Here is an 18,799-nt window from a genome sequence, read left to right as displayed (position 1 = left end):
AAGGAGACTAGTATGGATAAAAATAGAAAATTTAACCTTGTAGCAACTGCCGCAAGCGGTTTAGAAGCTCTTGTTGGGAAAGAACTACGTGATTTAGGAATTGATTGTCAAGTGGAAAACGGTCGTGCGCGTTTTGAGGGCACGATGGAAACAATCGCAACAGCGAACTTATGGTTGCGTACAGCAGACCGTGTCAAAATCGTTGTAGGTGAGTTTGATGCATTTACGTTTGATGAATTATTTGAAAATGTGAAAGCTTTACCATGGGAAGATTTTTTACCTTTAGATGCAGAATTTCCAGTTGCTGGAAAATCGATTAAATCAAAACTATATAGTACACCGGATTGTCAAGCAATCACTAAGAAAGCAATTGTTGATCGTTTGCGTACGTATTATCACCGGCCAGCTTCTGTACCGTTGACAGAAACCGGTGCTCATTTTCAATTAGAAGTTGCTTTGCTGAAAGACCATGTGATGGTCACGTTAGATACGACAGGACCAAGTTTATTTAAACGTGGCTATCGTTTGGAAAAAGGTGGCGCACCATTAAAAGAAAATATGGCAGCTGCGCTAATCGCACTAACAACATGGCGTAAAGATCGTCCTTTTTATGATCCTGTTTGTGGTTCTGGAACTATTTGTATTGAGGCAGCCTTAATTGGACACAATATTGCACCAGGATTTAACCGTGAGTTTGTTTGTGAATCATGGGAATGGTTTGACAATAACATCATGGAAGAAGTACGTGCTGCAGCAGAAGAACAAGCTGATTACGATGTAGAACTAGATATTACTGGTTCAGATATCAATGGACGAATGATTGAAATCGCAAAAGCGAATGCGGAAGAAATTGGATTGGGTGATTCAATTACCTTTAAGCAACAAGCGTTGAAAGATTTCAAGACGGATAAAGAATATGGCGTAATCGTTGCTAACCCACCGTATGGAGAACGCTTGGGTGAGGAAGAAACAGTTCGTAAGCTGTATCGAGAAATGGGTGACGTATTTAGACCATTGAAAACATGGAGTAAATACATCTTGACCAGTGATTTAGCATTTGAAGAATATTACGGACAAAAAGCAACAAAGAAACGTAAATTATATAACGGTGCTTTAAGAACTGATTTATTCCAGTACTGGGGAACACGTCCACCTCGTGCGAAAAAAGAAGATTAGGATTTGTTTTTAAATTTGGATTTTTGGAGGAATGACAGATGAAAGAAACAGAATTTTTACAAGAATTAAAAGAAATTAACCTTTTGCAACAAGCATTAGGTATTTTGGACTGGGATACACAGACAGGGATGCCTGAAAAAGCCAGTGAATACCGTAGTGCTGTTGACAGTTACTTGTACAGACTTTACTTTGCGAAAAAAGTAGGACCTAAAATCGAGGAAGCACTTGCTTATTTTGGCGAGCATCCAGAAGAATTGTCTGAAGTAGGTCAAGCCGCATATCGAAAAGTGAAAGAAGACTTTGAACTAGAACATAATGTGCCTCAAGAATTGATGACAAAATATAGCGCAGCAATTTCTTCTGCGCATGGTCAATGGCAAAAATCACGAGAAACAAAACAGTTTGCTGATTTTGAATCAGCGTTGACACAAAATATTGAATTGACTAAAGAGCTGATTCCTTATTGGCAAAAAGACGAAAAGACGCCTTATGACGTGCTGTTGAATCAGTATGAACCAGGCATGACTGTTGAAATTCTAGACAAAGTATTTGCACAATTAAAAGATGGAATCATGTCTATTCGTGAAGAAATTAGTGAAAAAGGAATAGAACCTGAAACCAGTTTTCTTTCACGTAAAATGACGAAAGAACAACAAAAGCGATTCGTTGTGGGCGTTATCGAACAATTAGGGTATGATTTCAGCCGAGGACGTTTAGATGATACAATCCATCCATTTATGACTGGAATCAATCCTAATGATGCACGAATCACAACTCGTTGGAATGAACATGATTTTCAAATGGCTGTTTTTGGTGTTATCCATGAAGCAGGTCACGGAATGTATGAACAAGATATTGACGATAAATATGCGTATACACCCGTTTATCAAGGCGCTTCAATGGGCATTCATGAATCGCAATCTTTATTTAACGAAATTATTGTTGGAAGCAATCGAAGCTTCTGGGAAAAACAATATCCTTTCTTCCAAGAATGCGCAGAAGGAGCATTTGCTGATATTGCGTTTGCTGATTTCTACCGCTCATTGAAACGTACACGAGCAAGTTTGATTCGCATTGAGGCAGATAGTTTAACTTATCCTTTGCATATTATTATTCGTTACGAAATCGAGAAAATGATTTTCAATGAAAATTTAGCAATTGCTGAACTTCCAGAAGTCTGGAATCAAAAATACGAAGAATATTTAGGTGTTCGGCCAACCAATGATCTGGAAGGAATCCTTCAAGATGTCCACTGGTCAGGTGCAAGTTTTGGCTATTTCCCTTCATATGCTCTTGGGTACATGTATGCAGCGCAACTATTACATGCACTAGAAAAAGAATTGTCAATTGATGAGGTTTTAGCTTCAGATGACTATTCACCAATCAAGAAGTGGATGGAAAAACATATTCACCAATATGGGGCTTCAAGAAAACCAAACCAATTGATTCAGGATGCTACAAATGAACCACTAAATCCTAATTATTTGATTGAATATATGCGAAACCTATACTTCGACGTGTACCAAGTAAACTAAAACTGGAAGTCTGGAACATTGTTTCATTTGTTCCAGACTTTTTCTGTTCGATGAATTTGTTAAAAATGAGGAGAAAATTAATGTGGGGGTAGAAAAATGGGCGAAAAACTAAAAAAGATAGCTGCGTATAGTTTCAATCAATTGAAAAATGATCAAACAGGTCATGGAGAAGACCATACGAAGCGAGTTGTTCAGTTAGCAACAGATATCTTAGCAACAGAACCAACTGCTAATCGAGAAATTACCTTGGCGGCGGCTTATCTTCACGATACGATTGATGATAAAGTCGTTTCTGATGAAGCACAGGCGAAAAAAGAATTAGTTACTTTTTTAAAAGAGATTGATTTAACCGAGCATCAAATTACCGCAATTTTTTCTATTATTGAAAATATGTCCTTTTCTAAAAGTCTTGGAGAAAATGCTGAAGAATTAACGATTGAAGGAGAAATTGTTCAAGATGCAGATCGGCTGGATGCATTAGGTGCAATTGGGATTTTGAGAACAGCTTATTTTGGTGGTGGACATGGTCATCCCATTCATGATCCTGAGATGCTGCCACAAAAGTATGCGAACAAAGCCGATTATCGTAAAGGTTCCACCGTTATCAATCATTTTTATGAAAAGTTATTTTTATTGCCTGCACAAATGAATACCGTTTATGGGAAAACAGAAGCGCAACGTCGTGAACGATTTATGCGTGATTTTTTAAAAGAATTTTATCAAGAGTGGGAGAATACAAGTGATTAGCGGAGTAAATGAAGTTTGTTAACTAATTATTTATTATGTAAACTTAGATAAAAAACAAAATACCACGACAATTATCGTAGTATTTATGTTAGTAAAAAGCTAAGAGTTCTTTTTCTTAAAACTTGTTAAGCGACGATAGCCACGAATCAGATTTAAGAAGAATAAACAACCAGCTATAATGATTGGTAACCAGATCAGATAAACTGGATAACCGATTTGAGCGGAAAGTGTTTGTGACGAAATGTTCTGCAGTTCAGTGGCGGCTTGTTGCCATGTTTGAAGGTTGAAAACCATCATGAAGCCGGAAATAATCAACAAAATAAAACCTAGATAATGGATTTTGGTTTTTTTGCGTAGATACGCAAATCCTAAATACAGCACGAATAAAAAAACTGGAACTCCAAAGACAAAATAGAAATTCAGCACTTCGACACCTCCTCGTATACCATTTATGATACTTCAAATTGGCTGAATTGAGAAATAATAGCGTCGTTGCTTGATTAAGCATTGAAATGCTTGATAAAATGTATGTTGATACTCAAGAAAATTTATAAAAAGTGTGGTGGGCTGTTATGGCAAGTTATATTGAACCAATTCGGTTTGCATTATTTGTATTTCCATTTTTAGCACTAGCAATTTCGTCGGTCTTCTTTATTTATGAATACCGTAAATATGGAACATTTCTCTTATATCGAGGTGTTATTCTTTATTCTTTTGTATTTTACCTATTATGTGCATATTTTCTAGTTATTCTACCATTACCAGCAAGGGAAACGGTGGCTCAGATGACAGGACCTAAAATGGAGCTAGAGTTGTTTGCTTCATGGCACCATTTTTGGAATCAAACAGTATTAAACATTCATGATCCGAGTACTTATTTAGCTGCTATGAAACAAAGCGTCTTTTTAGAACCAGTGTTTAATATCTTATTGCTGGTACCTTTTGGGATTTATTTAAGATATTATTTTAGATTATCTTTTGCAAAAACAATCATTGCAAGCTTTTGCTTATCGTTGTTTTTTGAGCTTACACAATTAAGTGGTCTGTACTTTATTTATCCTAGACCGTATCGCTTGTTTGATGTGAATGATTTGCTTCACAACACGCTGGGGGGCACACTAGGTTATCTTATAGCACCAATTTTCACTTTCATGTTGCCGACGAGAGCGAGAATGGATGAGATATCTTATGAGAAAGGTCAAAAAGTTTCCTTAACAAGAAGATTGGTTGCATATTTGATTGACTGGGTATTTTTGGGAATACTAGATAGTGTCATCTCCATTTTGCTACAATTAATGTTCAAAAAAGATGTCGTTACGACGAACAGTGAGTGGATTTTCCTAGAAGTTTTCTTGTATTTTATCGTTTTGACTTATCTAACAAATGGTAAGACACTTGGAAAAAAAGTTGTACGCATTCAAGTTGTGGAAGAAAAGAAAGAACGGATTTCTTTTAAGGCATTGTTGATTCGTTATAGCTATCTCTATTTCTTGTTTTATGGTTTGAGTTGGGCAATTCAATTTTCACAACAAATCATGGACCAATCAACTGGTGTACTGCAAATGACGGCGATTTTTGTTTTTATGGGCTTGATGTTTGCTCAAGGAATTTTTGTCTTGAATCTCGTACTTTCATTTGTGAGGAAAAAGAGTGTCTTGTTTTATGAAAAAGCGAGTCATACCTACACCATCAGCACGATCAAAAATAAATAAATTGAAAATTGCTGATGAAATCTGATGAGATATTGTAAAGAAGGCGCGAATCACTGTTTGAGAATAAGAGAGCAAAAATCATGCGGCTGTGTTATAATGCCAAAGTCGTGAAAAATTAAAGAGAAGAGGTGCATAGATGAATAATTTTGATAAATTCAACTTTCAACCATTTATTAACGAAGCATTGACAGCAAAGGGCTTCGTGCAACCAACGGAAGTACAAGAAAAATTGATTCCATTGATTGCCAAAGGAAAAAATATTGTTGGTCAATCACAAACAGGTTCTGGAAAAACACATACATTTTTATTGCCACTATTTAATAAAATTGATGCTACAAAGGAAGAAGTCCAAGTAGTCATTACTGCTCCAAGTCGCGAATTAGCTGCACAAATTTATAAGGCCGCTAATCAGCTTGCACAATTTTCATCACCAGAAATTCGTGTCAGCAATTTTGTTGGTGGAACGGATAAGCAACGCCAATTGGATCGTTTACGTCACCAACAACCACATGTCGTAGTTGGAACACCAGGTCGTATTTTAGATATGATGAATGAACAAGCGTTAAAAATCCATACAGCATTTGCGTTTGTTGTCGATGAAGCAGATATGACATTGGATATGGGATTCTTAAATGAAGTCGATCAAATCGCAGGTCGTTTACCTGAAAAAGTTCAATTTTTAGTATTCTCAGCAACAATCCCAGAAAAATTGCGTCCATTTTTGCGTAAATATATGCAAAACCCTATTATCGAAGAAATCAAACCAAAAGCAATTATCTCTGAAGATATTGAAAACTGGTTGATGTCGACGAAAGGCAAAGATAAAAATAAAATGATCTATCAATTATTGACAATTGGTCATCCGTATTTAGCAATTGTATTTGCAAATACGAAACAACATGTTGATGAAATCGCAGATTATTTGAAGAAAAAAGGTTTGAAAGTTGCGAAAATTCATGGAGGCATCACTCCTCGCGAACGTAAACGCGTGATGCGCCAAGTACAAGATTTAGAATTTCAATATGTAGTAGCAACCGACCTTGCTGCACGAGGAATCGATATTGAAGGGGTCTCACATGTGATCAACGCAGAGATTCCTGAAGATACAGATTTCTTCATTCACCGTGTCGGTCGAACGGGGAGAAATGGTCTCAAAGGAACGGCAATCACGCTTTATTCGCCAAGCGATGAACAATCAATTGACATGTTGGAAACGTTAGGTGTCAAATTTGAACCGAAAGAAATCAAAGACGGCGAAATTGTGAAAACTTATGACCGAAATCGTCGAACAAAACGCGAAAAATCAAAAGACACATTGGATCCAACATTGATTGGGTTAGTGAAAAAGAAAAAGAAAAAAATCAAACCGGGCTACAAGAAGAAGATTGATTGGGCGATTGCTGAAAAGAACAAACAAGAACGTAAAATCGAACGTCGCCAACAGTCACGAACAGCTCGTAAAAATAAAAAAAGTTCACATAAATAAAAAGGTTGTGGCTCCAAGCGCTCAGCTTCGAAAAAATAATGAAGAACTGACAAAAATAGCTGCTTATGTTTTTGGACAGTTATGAATTATTTCGAGAAGTTGCTTGAGAAACACCGTGAAAGAGGATGTGGCGCAAAACGATTTGCTCCGACAAGATAGCGTGGAAGCACACAAAATAGCAGTCCACATTTTGAAGTGAATGCAAACTTTCTTGAGGAGTTGTTTTGAGAACACCGTGAGTAAGGTTGTGGAGAAAGTGTTCAACTCCAATAAATAAGAATAAATTTTCAGAAATTGTTTCTCAAATTTTTGTGAAATTTAGGCTTATTTGGAAGGAGTTACTTCTTGAACACCGTTTATTCGTAAAAAAGAGTCTGAGACAAAAATATTCAAGAAAAAAACCGCCTAAAATTCGTTTTTTGAAAACGTTGATTTTAGGCGGTTTTAATATTGAAATCAGAGTTAAAGACAAACAGATTGTTTAGATTTATCTAAGTTTTTTATACTGTTATTGAGTTAGCTAATCATAAAATTTTTTCCATGCCTACACAAAGAATGCCATCTTCTTCAAAAGGTGGCGTACAGGAAACATACCCACAGCGTTCATAAAATGACTGCGCTGTTAACTCAGCGACTAAATAGCTTAACCGACAGCCATTATTTTTGGCAACTTGTTCTGCCTTGAATAACAGTGAACGTCCAATGCCTTTTTTGCGGTAGGGTTTTGCCACACAAAAACGGTCAGGCTGAAAACATGTTTCGCTTTTCAGTTGATAACGTAAAGTCGCAACAGGAGTTAGATCATCAAGGAGCAAAAAATAATTTCTTTGACTGGTATCGAGTGCATCAAACTCCCATTCTGGTGGAATATGTTGTTCTAAAACAAAGACTTCATAGCGAAGTGCGAAGCTTGCTGCTTGAATCCAAGTTTCATTACCAAAAAAGTCGTTCATGAATCTTTTCCTCCAATCAACTCTTTTTATTTATCGTAACACAGACGGAGAGCAGCAAAAAGAGCCAAAATAGAAAAGCTTTATTGACAGATATCCGGGAAGTGCGTATACTTAACGAGTACAAAAAAGGACATGATTTGTTTTTAGGGGCTTACAGAAAATTCTTTCTAGGCTGAAAAAAGAATAGTTACCAATCAAATTGCTCCCTTTTTTCTTTTGATAGAAATATCAACGCAACTCAGCGTTATCGAGTTTAAGAGGTAATGATCAAACATCATTGCAACCAAGGTGGTACCGCGAGTTTTCGTCCTTGGCTGTAATGGTGTTTTTTGTATTGAAAAACAACGAGAGAAGGTAATGGAATGAAACAATTAAGTAGTGCACAAGTTCGTCAAATGTTTTTAGATTTTTTCCAATCAAAAGGACACACAATCGAGCCAAGCGCCTCATTAGTGCCAGTTAACGATCCAACTTTGTTATGGATCAACTCAGGAGTAGCAACCTTAAAAAAATATTTTGATGGTTCAGTTGTTCCAGAAAATCCAAGAATCACTAATGCACAAAAATCAATTCGAACAAATGATATTGAAAATGTCGGAAAAACTGCTCGCCATCACACGATGTTTGAAATGCTAGGAAACTTTTCTATCGGAGATTATTTCAAAGAAGAAGCAATCCACTGGGCATGGGAATTTTTGACAAGCCCTGAATGGATGGCCTTTGACCCTGAAAAGTTATATGTTACTGTCTATCCAAAAGATACGGAAGCAAAACGCATCTGGCACGAAGAAGTGGGCTTACCTATGGATCATATCATCGATGTAGAAGATAATTTCTGGGATATTGGTGCCGGTCCTTGTGGTCCCGATACGGAAATCTTCTATGATCGTGGAGAATCTTATAATGATTTAGCAGAAGATGATCCTGAAAACTATCCTGGTGGCGAAAATGAGCGTTATTTAGAAATCTGGAACTTGGTATTTTCTGAGTTTAACCACAAACCAGACAACACATTTGAACCACTACCACATAAAAACATTGATACGGGCATGGGATTAGAACGCATGGTTTCTATCGTTCAAGATGCACCAACGAATTTTGAAACAGATTTGTTTATGCCAATCATTCATGCGGTTGAAAAATTAAGCAACCAAGTGAAGTACGGTGAAAGCCCAGCAACGGATATTTCTTATAAAGTAATTGCTGACCACATTCGTGCATTATCTTTTGCAATTGGAGATGGCGCACTACCTTCAAATGAAGGACGCGGTTATGTATTACGCCGTTTATTACGTCGTGCAGTTATGCATGGTAAAAAATTGGGAATCAATCAAGCTTTCTTGTATAAATTAGTTCCAGTTGTTGGAGAAATCATGGTTAGCTACTATCCAGAAGTGTTACAACAAAAAGAATTTATTGAAAAAGTCATTCGGACAGAAGAAGAACGCTTTAACGAAACAATTAATGAAGGTCTAGATATCTTGAACCAAGTGATTGAAGAGGTAAAAGCAGCAAACGGAACGACTTTAGCTGGTAAGGATATCTTTAAACTTTATGATACTTACGGCTTCCCAGTAGAATTAACTGAAGAAGTAGCGGAAGACGAAGGTTTGAAAGTCGATCATGCTGGCTTTGAAAAAGAAATGGAAGCACAAAGAGAACGTGCCCGCTCTGCAAGAAGCACGGAAAAATCAATGGGCGTTCAATCAGCATTATTAACGGATATCAAAGTGGATAGCAAATTTATTGGTTACACAGAAGTTGAGGCAGACAGCAAATTATTAGTAATCGTTCAAGACGAAGAATTACTAAGTGAAGTAACAGAAGGCGTTGCTCAAATGATTTTTGCTGAAACACCTTTCTATGCAGAAATGGGTGGACAAGTTGCTGATCAAGGTTGGATTTTAAATGATGCACAAGAAGTGGTTGCAACAGTTACAGATGTTCAAAAAGCACCAAACGGTCAATTTATGCACACAGTAACAGTCAAATCACCAATGCAAGAAGGTACAATCTATCATTTAGCAATCAACGAACCAATGCGTAATCGAATCATTAAAAACCATACAGCGACTCACTTATTGCATAAAGCGTTAAAAGAAACATTAGGTGAACATGCAAACCAAGCAGGTTCATTAGTTGCACCTGGACACTTACGTTTTGACTTCACTCACTTTGGCCAAATCACAGCAGATGAACTAGTTCAAATGGAACGAATCGTCAATGAAAAAATTTGGGAAGCTATTCCAGTTCAAACAATCGAAACAGACATTGACACAGCAAAAAATATGGGGGCAATGGCCTTGTTTGGTGAAAAATATGGTCGTGAAGTCCGCGTCGTCAACATTGGCGAATGGTCAATCGAACTTTGTGGTGGGACACACGTATCAAACACAGAAGACATCGGTATTTTCAAAATCGTTTCTGAATCAGGAATCGGTGCTGGCGTTCGTCGTATCGAAGCTGTTACAAGTAAAGAAGCTTACGAACTACTAGAAGGTGAGGAGCAACAATTAAAAGAAGTTGCAGCAATCGTCAAATCACCTCAATTAAAAGAAGTAGTTGCAAAAACAGAACAATTACAACAACAATTACGTGAATTACAAAAAGAAAATGAAAAATTAGCAAGTAAATTAGCTAATCAACAAGCCGGAGACATTTTCAAAGAGTCAGAAACGGTTGCTGGAAAAACATTGATTGCTTCACAAGTGAAAGTGAAAGACATGAATCAATTACGTCAATTAGCAGACCAATGGAAACAAAAAGCAATTTCTGACATTCTTGTTCTGGCAAATGAGCAAGACGGAAAAGTTAGTTTGTTAGTGGCTATGTCGAAGGAAGCAAATGAAGCCGGATTAAAAGCTGGGGACTTAATCAAAGCAATCGCACCGAAAGTTGGCGGTGGCGGCGGCGGACGTCCAGACATGGCACAAGCAGGCGGTAAAAATCCAGCAGGTATTCCAGATGCATTAGCCGAAGCAAAAAATTGGTTGCTTAACCAATAATCGTTTGTTAAAATTTAACGTTCAAAGATAAGCAAGACTTGGAGTGCTATTGAAAAATAGCCATTCCAAGTCCGCTTGTTTTTTTGTGTCTATTTTAGGATAAAGGTAAATAGTTGACGAATGAGCAAGAACTTTTTACGATGAAAAGAAAAAGGTGGGGTTTAAGATGAATAGTAGAAATAAAACATTTCGTTTAGTATTACGCGCAGTCTTGTTAGCAATCATTCTTGTTCAAGCAATGGTTCCTTGGCTGGGCTTTATTCCGTTAGGGTTTATTAGCTTAACAATCATCCATATTACAGTTATTGTAGCAGCCGTTGTATTAGGACCTAAAGATGGCATGCTGATTGGCTTGTTCTGGGGAATTGCGACTATTGTTCGCGCGTTTGCCATGCCGACGACTCCCTTTGATACGTTAGTCTTTACGAATCCAATCATTTCAGTGGTCCCACGGGTACTTGTTGGTTTGGTTGCTGGTGTTATCTTTCATTGGATTTATCGTAAAAATCAATCTGTGGTGATGGGGGCTGCTGTTGCAGGAGTACTGGGTTCCCTAACGAATACTTTACTTGTTTTAGGTTTTATGGGAATGTTTTATACAAGTGCGACTGCCAATGCTTATGGCGTGGACACATCACTTTTATTTAAAACTTTGATCGGAGTTGCGGGAATCAATGGTGTTCCAGAAGCAATTGGGGCAGGAATTATTACGCCGCTTCTTGCTAAAGCACTCTTTGCGGCGACTCCTTTGAAACCAGAATAAAAAATTTAATTGAGAGCAGATCTTTTCAGATAAGGGAGTAAGAGTGTGACAAGAAAACAAACGACAGAAAAAACAACGAGTAGAGAACGAACGAAACAAGGAATCTTGGCAGGTGTCTTAGGCTTGATTTCCAATTTGATTTTATTTGTTTCCAAATTTATGATTGGAATCTTATCAGGTAGTGTGTCAATCATGGCAGATGCAATCAACAGTTTGTCGGATACTGCTTCCTCTGTGTTGACCTTGATTGGGTTTAAGATTGCAGCTAAACCAGCAGATAAAGAGCACCCATATGGACATGAACGGTTTGAATATATCAGTGGATTATTTGTGTCAATCATTATTTCTTATGTGGGATTTACATTTTTAGAATCTTCTTTTCAAAAAATTATACATCCAGAAAATGTTATTTTGACACCAGTTGTCTTTTTAGTCTTGGTTTTTTCAATTGGTTTGAAGTTTATTCAAGGGAAAATGTATAGTCGAATCGCAACAAAAATTGATTCGAATGCTTTGCGAGCTACTTCAACTGATAGTTACAATGATGTATTTACAACGTTAGCGGTTTTGATTTCAGCGGGTATTGAATGGTTGACTGGATGGAGAATCGATGGCTATATTGGATTTGCATTAGCATTATATATTTTGTATAGCGGTGGAATGATGGTTCGTGACTTTGTCTATGAGTTGATGGGTAGCCGACCTACAACAGAAGAAATCGAAGAAATGGAAGATTCGCTGAATAATTACGATCAAATTTTAGGTTATCATGATTTGTTAGTACACAATTATGGACCAAGTAAACGATTTGCATCTGTTCATATCGAAGTGGATGATAGTTTAGATTTGAATCAGGCGCATCGTATTGTTGACCGAATCGAAAAAGATTTCAAAGAACGTTTAGCAGTTGATTTGGTTTGTCATTTAGATCCTGTTCCAGTGAGTAATGAACGTTATTTAGCGGTATTACAGACATTGCGTGAAATTGTTGCAACTACAGCAGAAGGACTTAAAATTCATGATTTTCGTGTGATAAAAGAAGGGGAAATTTTGCAATTTGATGTGGTTGTTCCACAGAAATGTCATTTTTCTGATGAGAACTTGGAAGAAATTATTCGGGAGCAAGTCAAGCAGAAGATTGGGAAGTATCAGGTGGAGATTACTTTCGATCATAATTATTTGTTGTGAAAGGTTGTGACTCCAAGCGCTTAGCTTCAAGCAATAAGAAAACTTTTCTAAAAATAGTTCCTCATATTTTTATGAAAAGAGGGCTTATTGCCGAAGAAGCTGATTGGGGAACACCGTAAATAAGGTTGTGGCGCAAAACGCTTAGCTTTGAGCAATAAGGAAACTTTTCTACCAGTTAAATCCGTAACCTAAGGAAGTATCTTAATAAGCTTGAAAAGTTTATTAAAAGACCGAAAACGATGGAGTTTAGTAAGCTTCATCGTTTTCGGTTTATTTTTTTGTTTGTTGGAGTTGTTTTTTTAATGCTTGTCGAGCTAGATTATCGGCACCTTTATTTTTACTTTCAGGAATCCATTGTAAAAGAAACAAAGAGAAAGTTGGAAGAAGTGATTGGATTGCTGACAAGTAGGGCTGGAATAATTCGTTAGTTGTAAAATTTTTATCAATGGTGGAAACTAACGTTTTACTATCTGAATAACAAAAAATCGTTTCAGTGTTTAATTCCTTTTCCTTTAAAATTTCTAAAGTTTTTAAAAAGACTTCGAATTCTGCTTCGTGATTTGACCCATCAGAAAGAGGAACAGCTAGCTGTTCATAACGATTTTCTCCAAGAATCACAATGCCACCACCACTTGGACCGGGGTTGCCTTTTGTCGAGGCATCAATGTATACTCGTAACATGAATATCTCCTTTTTAAAATAAAGTAATGTTATGATATGATTATAGCATTATTACTTATCATGCGAGGTTAGACAATGAAAAAAATTATTCGCTGGCAGCCAGAATTGGCACAGTCGATCATTTATTGGTCATTGACGTTGATTATTTTCTTTTTCAGTTTGATTTTGTCACTTGAAAATACAGGACCTTATTGGAAAAGTAATGTAGTTATGGGCATTTTTGCTGTGTTTTTATTGCTAGGGTTACGTCGATCGTTTGTACTAGAAAAAAATTCAATCAAAATTCGCTATGCTGCTTTTTGGAAAGATAAAAAATTAACGTTACAGCAAGTCGAAAAGGTAGCTCCACATGATCATGGCTTGGAGTTGAAATTAACAGATGAGTTAGAGCCGACAATCTATTTATTACGTGCAAAAGATCGGGTACCCGTTCGTAATTATTTTGCGGGAACTTCACAAGAAGTATTTGTTGATCAGTCACGAAAAGATAAATCAAAGGATCAATCAAATAGTTCTCATAAACAATGAGAAAAAGGAGTTGAGGGCTTTTGTCCGCGACTCCTTTTTGGGTTACTAAAAGTATAAAAAAAGTTGAGACAAGTTTTCCTTGTCTCAACTACAATTTCCTTGTTCATTTATCATTGAATGTGATTTTAATTGAATCAATTAACTTAATTTCTTAACATGAGCTGCTTGTGTTCCGCGATTGCCTTCAATAATCTTAAACTCAACGGCTTGGTTTTCTTCCAGACTCTTAAAGCCATCTTCTTCGATTGCGGTAAAATGGACAAAAATCTCTTCCGTCTCATCATAACTGATAAATCCGTATCCTTTTTTATTGTCAAACCACTTCACGATTCCCTGGGTCAAAGCACTCACGACCTTTCTTAAAATCTACCATAGCCACATTATAAAGAGTATTTATAAGTACGTCAAATAAATAAAAGAGATGGCTTTTCTATCTATTTATTTCAATTAAAAACGTGTATAATAAAAATAACTTAACAAAAAGAAAATAAATTGAATTAAAGTTCGTGTAAAGGGGTAGTTTGATGAAGAGTGATTTACAAATTTCACAAGAAACTGACTTAAAACCGATTGTTGAGATAGCTGATAAAGTAAATCTTGGCTATGAGGACCTGGAATTATATGGAAATTACAAAGCAAAAATAAATTTTTCGGCAATTGAGGAGCTAAAAGCAAAGCCGGATGGCAAACTGATTTTGGTCACGTCAATTAACCCAACACCTGCGGGGGAAGGAAAGTCAACTGTTACTGTTGGCTTGGGAGATGCACTAAATCAAATTAACAAACAGGCAGCAATCGCTTTAAGAGAACCTTCATTAGGACCTGTCATGGGGATTAAAGGTGGTGCAGCTGGCGGTGGGTATGCCCAAGTTTTACCAATGGAAGACATCAATCTGCATTTTACTGGCGACATGCATGCTATTACAAGTGCGAATAATGCGCTATCTGCCTTCTTAGATAACCATATCCATCAAGGAAATGAATTGAAAATTGATGCCAGACGTGTTATTTGGAAGCGTGTGGTTGACTTGAATGACCGTGAATTGCGTCAGGTGATTGTTGGCTTAGGTGGACCAATCCAGGGAGTACCAAGAGAGGATGGCTTTGACATCACCGTTGCTAGTGAAATCATGGCGATTTTATGTTTGGCAACTGATTTAGATGACTTAAAGGCGCGGCTAGCACGAATCGTCATTGGGTATACTTTTGACAGAGAACCTGTAACTGCAGGTGACTTAAAAGTAGAAGGCGCTCTTGCTTTACTTCTAAAAGATGCGTTGAAACCAAATTTAGTTCAAACAATTTATGGCACACCTGCGTTTATTCATGGTGGACCGTTTGCAAATATTGCTCACGGATGTAATAGTATTTTAGCAACTAAAACAGCTTTGAAATTAGCTGATTACGTGGTTACGGAAGCTGGCTTTGGTGCAGATTTGGGCGCGGAGAAGTTTCTTGATATCAAAGTCCCTAACTTGAAAAAAGCGCCAGATGCAATTGTAATTGTTGCAACGATTCGCGCATTAAAAATGCACGGGGGGAGACAAAAGTCAGAACTACTTGAAGAAGATTTACCTGCTTTGAAAGCCGGTTTTGTTAATTTGAAACGCCACATTGAAAATATGCGTTCGTACAATATCCCTGTAATCGTGGCAATCAACGAGTTTGTTACGGATACGAAAGCAGAATTTGCATTGTTAGAAGAGTTATGTGAAAACCAAGGTGTCTTAGCTAAACGTGTCAGCGTATGGGAACAAGGCGCACTTGGTGGTGTGGATTTAGCAAAAGCTGTAGTGGAACTAATTGCTGAACAAGCAGCTGATTATCAACCGTTATATCAATCAACTGCGACGATTTCGGAAAAAGCAGAGACAATCGTCAAAAAGATTTATGGTGGACAAGGCGTTCAATTTAGTAAAAAAGCGCAGAAACAAATCGAGGAGTTTGAGAAAAATGGTTGGAGTGGCTTGCCAATCTGCATGGCAAAAACCCAGTATTCATTTTCAGATGATCCAACGTTGCTTGGCGCACCAACTGATTTTACGATTACGATTCGAGAATTTGTTCCCAAATTAGGTGCTGGCTTTTTAGTAGCACTCACAGGTGACGTGATGACGATGCCAGGATTGCCAAAAAAACCTGCAGCGTTAAACATGGATGTAACGAATCAAGGAGAAGTGATCGGTTTGTTTTGATGATAAACGGATGATTCAAAAGAAGTGGGAGGTATGGCAAAACTTTTGTCATACCTCCTTTTTCTGAAGTTATGGTGTTCTCCAAGTAACGCCTCGAGATAATTTATAACTATCCAAAAATGTGAAAAGCTATTTTTTTCAGTTGCTCTTTATTTTTTCGAAGCTGAACGCTTGGAGTCACAACCTTATCTAAGGTATTTTCTTTTTCATTGTTGTGTTTTAAGTTATACTAAAGCATAATAGGAGGGGCATTATGAAAATAAAATTCACCAGAAAAACTGGTTTTTATGGAATGGGAAGTTCTATTCGACTACAAATTAATGGAAAGTCTGTTTACTTAAATCAGCAAGACAGCGTGGAAGTAGAAGCAACCGTTCCACTAACGATGCAAGTCACGTTTTTTTGGTTAAAAAGTCCAGTTTATCAAATTGCATTGCCAAAAGATGCGTACGTTATTACGATGAACTTACTCCTGTTGCAATTGTATCCGGTACTCTTTTTTTTCACGAGTTTAAGTGCTATTTATTTTAATAATTTATTCTATAGCTTGGTAGCTGTGATTGGAATGATTGGTTTCTTTTTCTTCATTAAGAACCAAGCTTATGTCATCAAGGAGGACCCTAGCAAATATGAGTAACTCTGATGTGTTTTTAAGTAGCTTCAATCGTATTGAAAAATGGATGCGTGAGGAAATGGGAAATACCCGTAATATGGGCTTTACCGAATTAGTGCGCCGATTGGCTCGCAAAAAAGGGTCAATGGTCAGTAAATATGAAGAAGATTTATTTCAGATGGCGCAATTAAGGAACGCAATTGTTCATGAAAGAATTGCTGAAGACTTTGTCATTGCAGAGCCAAATGAGTGGGCAGTTGACAAGATCCAAGTCATTGAAGAGGCATTGATTCGTCCAGCCACGGTGTTGCCGAAGTTTGCAAAGAAAGTGACTGGTTTTGATAAAAATATTCCTTTACTAGATTTGCTAGAGACGATTGCTCAAAAGCGTTACTCTCAATTTCCACTGTATAATAAAGGGAAATTTGAAGCATTGATTACTTTACGAGCAATCGGATTTTGGTTGGCTAAAGAAAGTCAACAAGGAGTGATTGACTTAACACGGAAGCAAGCGAAAGATTTGATTATTGGTGATGGAAAATATACAAATTATCAATTTGTTTCTGCGAACACGAAAATATACGAAGTTGAGTTGATGTTTCGTGAGCAAGGGACGCTAGAGGCAGTGTTGATTACAAAAGATGGAAACCCTGATGGCAATTTATTAGGGATTATTCGACCAAGAGATATTTTTAAACAAGTAGAAAAGGATTGATCGTGTGTTAGTTATATATTGGATAATGAGTGGCGCTTTGATTGCAATAGATCAATGGGTCAAATGGTGGATTACAAGCAACTTAGCATTAGGAGAAACCCAACCAATCATTCCTGGTGTCTTATCGCTAAACCATATTCGGAATACGGGAGCAGCTTGGAGCATGCTAGAGGGAAAAATGTGGTTCTTTACTGTGGTAACAATTGTTGCTGTGGTAGCAATCGTTTATTTAATGATTAAAAACAGGCAGACAGCAAGTCGTTGGTTTATGACTGGTTTGGCATTGATTTTAGCAGGCGCGATTGGAAACTTTATTGATCGTGTGCGTTTAGGTTATGTAGTGGACATGTTCCAAACAGATTTTATGAACTTTCCGATTTTTAATGTCGCTGATATTTCATTAGTTTGTGGCGTGATTTGTATATTGATATATATTATTTTAGATGAAAAGGATCAAGTGAAAAAATGACAGAACTAAGAGCAACAATCGAACAAGAAACAGGACGAATTGATAAAGTCCTAACAGGCTTATTTCCAGATTATAGTCGTTCTCAAATCCAACTTTGGTTAAAAGAAGGCGTGGTTGCTGTAAATGGTCAACCCGTTAAAGCAAATTATAAAGTGAAAGCAAAGGATGAACTATTTGTAGCAATTCCCGAGCCAGAAACATTAGATGTCATCGCTGAAGATATTCCGTTAACAATTGTTTACGAGGACGAAGATGTCGCAGTTATCAATAAGCCACAAGGCATGGTTGTCCACCCTTCAGCTGGGCACAGCCATGGAACTTTGGTAAATGCGTTGATGTATCATGTCAAAGATTTATCTTCCATCAACGGTGTGATTCGCCCTGGAATCGTGCATCGGATTGATAAAGATACCTCTGGTTTGTTAATGGTTGCCAAGAATGATCAAGCACATGAATCATTGGCAAAACAATTAAAAGATAAAACTTCTTTACGAAAATACGTTGCGTTGGTTCATGGTGAGATTTCGCACGATAAGGGAACGATCAATGCGCCGATTGGCCGTTCAAAAGTCAATCGCAAGATGCAATCCGTTCGTGAAGATGGAAAATCTGCTGTTACTCATTTTACTGTGCTAGAACGTTTTGAAGGATTTACTTTGGTTGAATTAAAATTAGAAACAGGTCGTACGCACCAAATTCGTGTCCACATGCAATATATTGGTTTTCCTTTGGCAGGCGATCCTGTATACGGGCCAAAGAAAACTTTACCAGGAAATGGTCAATTCTTACATGCCCAGATGTTAGGCTTCACACATCCTGTTACCGGACAAGAAATGGTCTTTGAAGCGCCACTTCCTGAAGTGTTTGAAAAAACTTTAGAAAAATTAAGAAAAAGCCATTGATTTTTTATGCTGGCAACGGTATAGTATTAACAACGAAAAGCTTAAACGAAAATTAAATAGTAGTCCTTTAAGTTTAGTCCCGTGAGGCTAAGAAGGGTGTGAGTAATCAACCATATGGTGCGCTATATGTG

18 protein-coding genes are annotated in these 18,799 nt (G+C 37.2%); 14 read left to right on the top strand and 4 right to left on the bottom strand.

Features of this window, described 5'->3' with window-relative positions; translation table 11 throughout:
* The first annotated feature begins 12 nt into the window (after positions 1-12).
* From IGJ66_RS07110 to IGJ66_RS07100, 3 genes are all read left to right on the top strand, one after another.
* Positions 13-1,176 carry a THUMP domain-containing class I SAM-dependent RNA methyltransferase gene (locus IGJ66_RS07110; protein ID WP_067482293.1) on the top strand — a complete coding sequence of 388 codons (1,164 nt, stop codon included), beginning with the start codon at positions 13-15 and terminating at the stop codon, positions 1,174-1,176.
* 38 nt (positions 1,177-1,214) lie between these two features.
* Positions 1,215-2,711, top strand: coding sequence for a carboxypeptidase M32 (locus tag IGJ66_RS07105; protein ID WP_430616428.1), 1,497 nt, complete (start codon positions 1,215-1,217; stop codon positions 2,709-2,711).
* A 96-nt stretch (positions 2,712-2,807) separates the two neighbouring features.
* Positions 2,808-3,458, top strand: a complete 651-nt coding sequence (locus IGJ66_RS07100) for an HD domain-containing protein (RefSeq protein WP_086270897.1) — start codon at positions 2,808-2,810, stop codon at positions 3,456-3,458.
* A 99-nt stretch (positions 3,459-3,557) separates the two neighbouring features.
* Here IGJ66_RS07100 and IGJ66_RS07095 read toward each other — a convergent pair whose 3' ends face one another.
* The gene (locus IGJ66_RS07095) at positions 3,558-3,884 is read right to left on the bottom strand and encodes a hypothetical protein (protein ID WP_067482287.1); all 327 of its coding nucleotides are present in this window, start codon (positions 3,882-3,884) and stop codon (positions 3,558-3,560) included.
* A gap of 146 nt (positions 3,885-4,030) precedes the next feature.
* On the opposite strand from IGJ66_RS07095, the gene IGJ66_RS07090 reads away from it, so the two are divergent.
* Both IGJ66_RS07090 and IGJ66_RS07085 read left to right on the top strand, forming a co-directional pair.
* Entirely contained in the window at positions 4,031-5,170 is a 1,140-nt protein-coding gene (locus IGJ66_RS07090; RefSeq protein WP_067482284.1) for a VanZ family protein, read from the top strand.
* Between the two features lie 136 nt (positions 5,171-5,306).
* Positions 5,307-6,656: a DEAD/DEAH box helicase gene (locus tag IGJ66_RS07085; protein ID WP_067482282.1), complete on the top strand. Its 1,350-nt coding sequence runs from the start codon at positions 5,307-5,309 to the stop codon at positions 6,654-6,656.
* A 524-nt stretch (positions 6,657-7,180) separates the two neighbouring features.
* On the opposite strand, the gene IGJ66_RS07080 is transcribed toward IGJ66_RS07085, so the two are convergent.
* Positions 7,181-7,609 carry a GNAT family N-acetyltransferase gene (locus IGJ66_RS07080; protein WP_430616427.1) on the bottom strand — a complete coding sequence of 143 codons (429 nt, stop codon included), beginning with the start codon at positions 7,607-7,609 and terminating at the stop codon, positions 7,181-7,183.
* 362 nt (positions 7,610-7,971) lie between these two features.
* On the opposite strand from IGJ66_RS07080, the gene alaS reads away from it, so the two are divergent.
* From alaS to IGJ66_RS07065, 3 genes are all read left to right on the top strand, one after another.
* Positions 7,972-10,614: an alanine--tRNA ligase gene (alaS, locus tag IGJ66_RS07075; protein ID WP_218657832.1), complete on the top strand. Its 2,643-nt coding sequence runs from the start codon at positions 7,972-7,974 to the stop codon at positions 10,612-10,614.
* 166 nt (positions 10,615-10,780) lie between these two features.
* Positions 10,781-11,377, top strand: coding sequence for an ECF transporter S component (locus IGJ66_RS07070; RefSeq protein ID WP_067482276.1), 597 nt, complete (start codon positions 10,781-10,783; stop codon positions 11,375-11,377).
* Positions 11,378-11,422: 45 nt separating this feature from the next.
* Positions 11,423-12,565, top strand: coding sequence for a cation diffusion facilitator family transporter (locus tag IGJ66_RS07065; protein ID WP_430616426.1), 1,143 nt, complete (start codon positions 11,423-11,425; stop codon positions 12,563-12,565).
* A gap of 270 nt (positions 12,566-12,835) precedes the next feature.
* On the opposite strand, the gene IGJ66_RS07060 is transcribed toward IGJ66_RS07065, so the two are convergent.
* Positions 12,836-13,246: a ribonuclease HI family protein gene (locus IGJ66_RS07060; RefSeq protein ID WP_067482274.1), complete on the bottom strand. Its 411-nt coding sequence runs from the start codon at positions 13,244-13,246 to the stop codon at positions 12,836-12,838.
* Between the two features lie 75 nt (positions 13,247-13,321).
* Between IGJ66_RS07060 and IGJ66_RS07055 the strand changes: the two genes are divergently transcribed.
* Positions 13,322-13,774 (top strand): EbsA family protein, encoded by a 453-nt coding sequence (locus IGJ66_RS07055; RefSeq protein ID WP_071868966.1) that lies wholly within the window; start codon positions 13,322-13,324, stop codon positions 13,772-13,774.
* A gap of 138 nt (positions 13,775-13,912) precedes the next feature.
* Here IGJ66_RS07055 and IGJ66_RS07050 read toward each other — a convergent pair whose 3' ends face one another.
* Positions 13,913-14,116 carry a cold-shock protein gene (locus IGJ66_RS07050; RefSeq protein ID WP_067482445.1) on the bottom strand — a complete coding sequence of 68 codons (204 nt, stop codon included), beginning with the start codon at positions 14,114-14,116 and terminating at the stop codon, positions 13,913-13,915.
* Positions 14,117-14,298: 182 nt separating this feature from the next.
* On the opposite strand from IGJ66_RS07050, the gene IGJ66_RS07045 reads away from it, so the two are divergent.
* The 5 genes from IGJ66_RS07045 (at position 14,299) to IGJ66_RS07025 (ending at position 18,668) form a co-directional block, all read left to right on the top strand.
* Complete coding sequence (locus IGJ66_RS07045) at positions 14,299-15,969, top strand: formate--tetrahydrofolate ligase (RefSeq protein ID WP_075491690.1); 1,671 nt, start codon at positions 14,299-14,301, stop codon at positions 15,967-15,969.
* Positions 15,970-16,222: 253 nt separating this feature from the next.
* Positions 16,223-16,606, top strand: a complete 384-nt coding sequence (locus IGJ66_RS07040; protein ID WP_067482267.1) for a hypothetical protein — start codon at positions 16,223-16,225, stop codon at positions 16,604-16,606.
* On the top strand, positions 16,599-17,297 hold the full coding sequence (locus IGJ66_RS07035) for a CBS domain-containing protein (RefSeq protein WP_430616425.1): 699 nt from the start codon (positions 16,599-16,601) through the stop codon (positions 17,295-17,297). Before IGJ66_RS07040 ends, IGJ66_RS07035 begins: the two co-directional genes overlap by 8 nt.
* Positions 17,298-17,301: 4 nt before the next feature.
* On the top strand, positions 17,302-17,766 hold the full coding sequence (lspA, locus tag IGJ66_RS07030) for a signal peptidase II (protein WP_067482263.1): 465 nt from the start codon (positions 17,302-17,304) through the stop codon (positions 17,764-17,766).
* Entirely contained in the window at positions 17,763-18,668 is a 906-nt protein-coding gene (locus IGJ66_RS07025; protein WP_067482261.1) for an RluA family pseudouridine synthase, read from the top strand. Before lspA ends, IGJ66_RS07025 begins: the two co-directional genes overlap by 4 nt.
* The last annotated feature ends 131 nt before the right edge of the window (positions 18,669-18,799 follow it).

The organism is Enterococcus sp. DIV0176 (assembly GCF_050528535.1).
Classification (GTDB): domain Bacteria; phylum Bacillota; class Bacilli; order Lactobacillales; family Enterococcaceae; genus Enterococcus_B; species Enterococcus_B thailandicus.
This window is presented reverse-complemented; position numbering and strand designations above follow the sequence as displayed.

What these genes read in the sequence shown, in the direction of transcription:
- IGJ66_RS07070 (WP_067482276.1), top strand. Translation starts at nt 10,781, where the DNA reads ATGAATAGTAGAAATAAAACATTTCGTTTAGTATTACGCGCAGTCTTG.
- IGJ66_RS07090 (WP_067482284.1), top strand. Translation starts at nt 4,031, where the DNA reads ATGGCAAGTTATATTGAACCAATTCGGTTTGCATTATTTGTATTTCCA.
- IGJ66_RS07100 (WP_086270897.1), top strand. Translation starts at nt 2,808, where the DNA reads ATGGGCGAAAAACTAAAAAAGATAGCTGCGTATAGTTTCAATCAATTG.
- IGJ66_RS07085 (WP_067482282.1), top strand. Translation starts at nt 5,307, where the DNA reads ATGAATAATTTTGATAAATTCAACTTTCAACCATTTATTAACGAAGCA.
- IGJ66_RS07045 (WP_075491690.1), top strand. Translation starts at nt 14,299, where the DNA reads ATGAAGAGTGATTTACAAATTTCACAAGAAACTGACTTAAAACCGATT.
- IGJ66_RS07060 (WP_067482274.1), bottom strand. Translation starts at nt 13,246, where the DNA reads ATGTTACGAGTATACATTGATGCCTCGACAAAAGGCAACCCCGGTCCA.
- IGJ66_RS07110 (WP_067482293.1), top strand. Translation starts at nt 13, where the DNA reads ATGGATAAAAATAGAAAATTTAACCTTGTAGCAACTGCCGCAAGCGGT.
- IGJ66_RS07025 (WP_067482261.1), top strand. Translation starts at nt 17,763, where the DNA reads ATGACAGAACTAAGAGCAACAATCGAACAAGAAACAGGACGAATTGAT.
- alaS (WP_218657832.1), top strand. Translation starts at nt 7,972, where the DNA reads ATGAAACAATTAAGTAGTGCACAAGTTCGTCAAATGTTTTTAGATTTT.
- IGJ66_RS07055 (WP_071868966.1), top strand. Translation starts at nt 13,322, where the DNA reads ATGAAAAAAATTATTCGCTGGCAGCCAGAATTGGCACAGTCGATCATT.
- IGJ66_RS07040 (WP_067482267.1), top strand. Translation starts at nt 16,223, where the DNA reads ATGAAAATAAAATTCACCAGAAAAACTGGTTTTTATGGAATGGGAAGT.
- IGJ66_RS07105 (WP_430616428.1), top strand. Translation starts at nt 1,215, where the DNA reads ATGAAAGAAACAGAATTTTTACAAGAATTAAAAGAAATTAACCTTTTG.
- IGJ66_RS07080 (WP_430616427.1), bottom strand. Translation starts at nt 7,609, where the DNA reads ATGAACGACTTTTTTGGTAATGAAACTTGGATTCAAGCAGCAAGCTTC.
- IGJ66_RS07035 (WP_430616425.1), top strand. Translation starts at nt 16,599, where the DNA reads ATGAGTAACTCTGATGTGTTTTTAAGTAGCTTCAATCGTATTGAAAAA.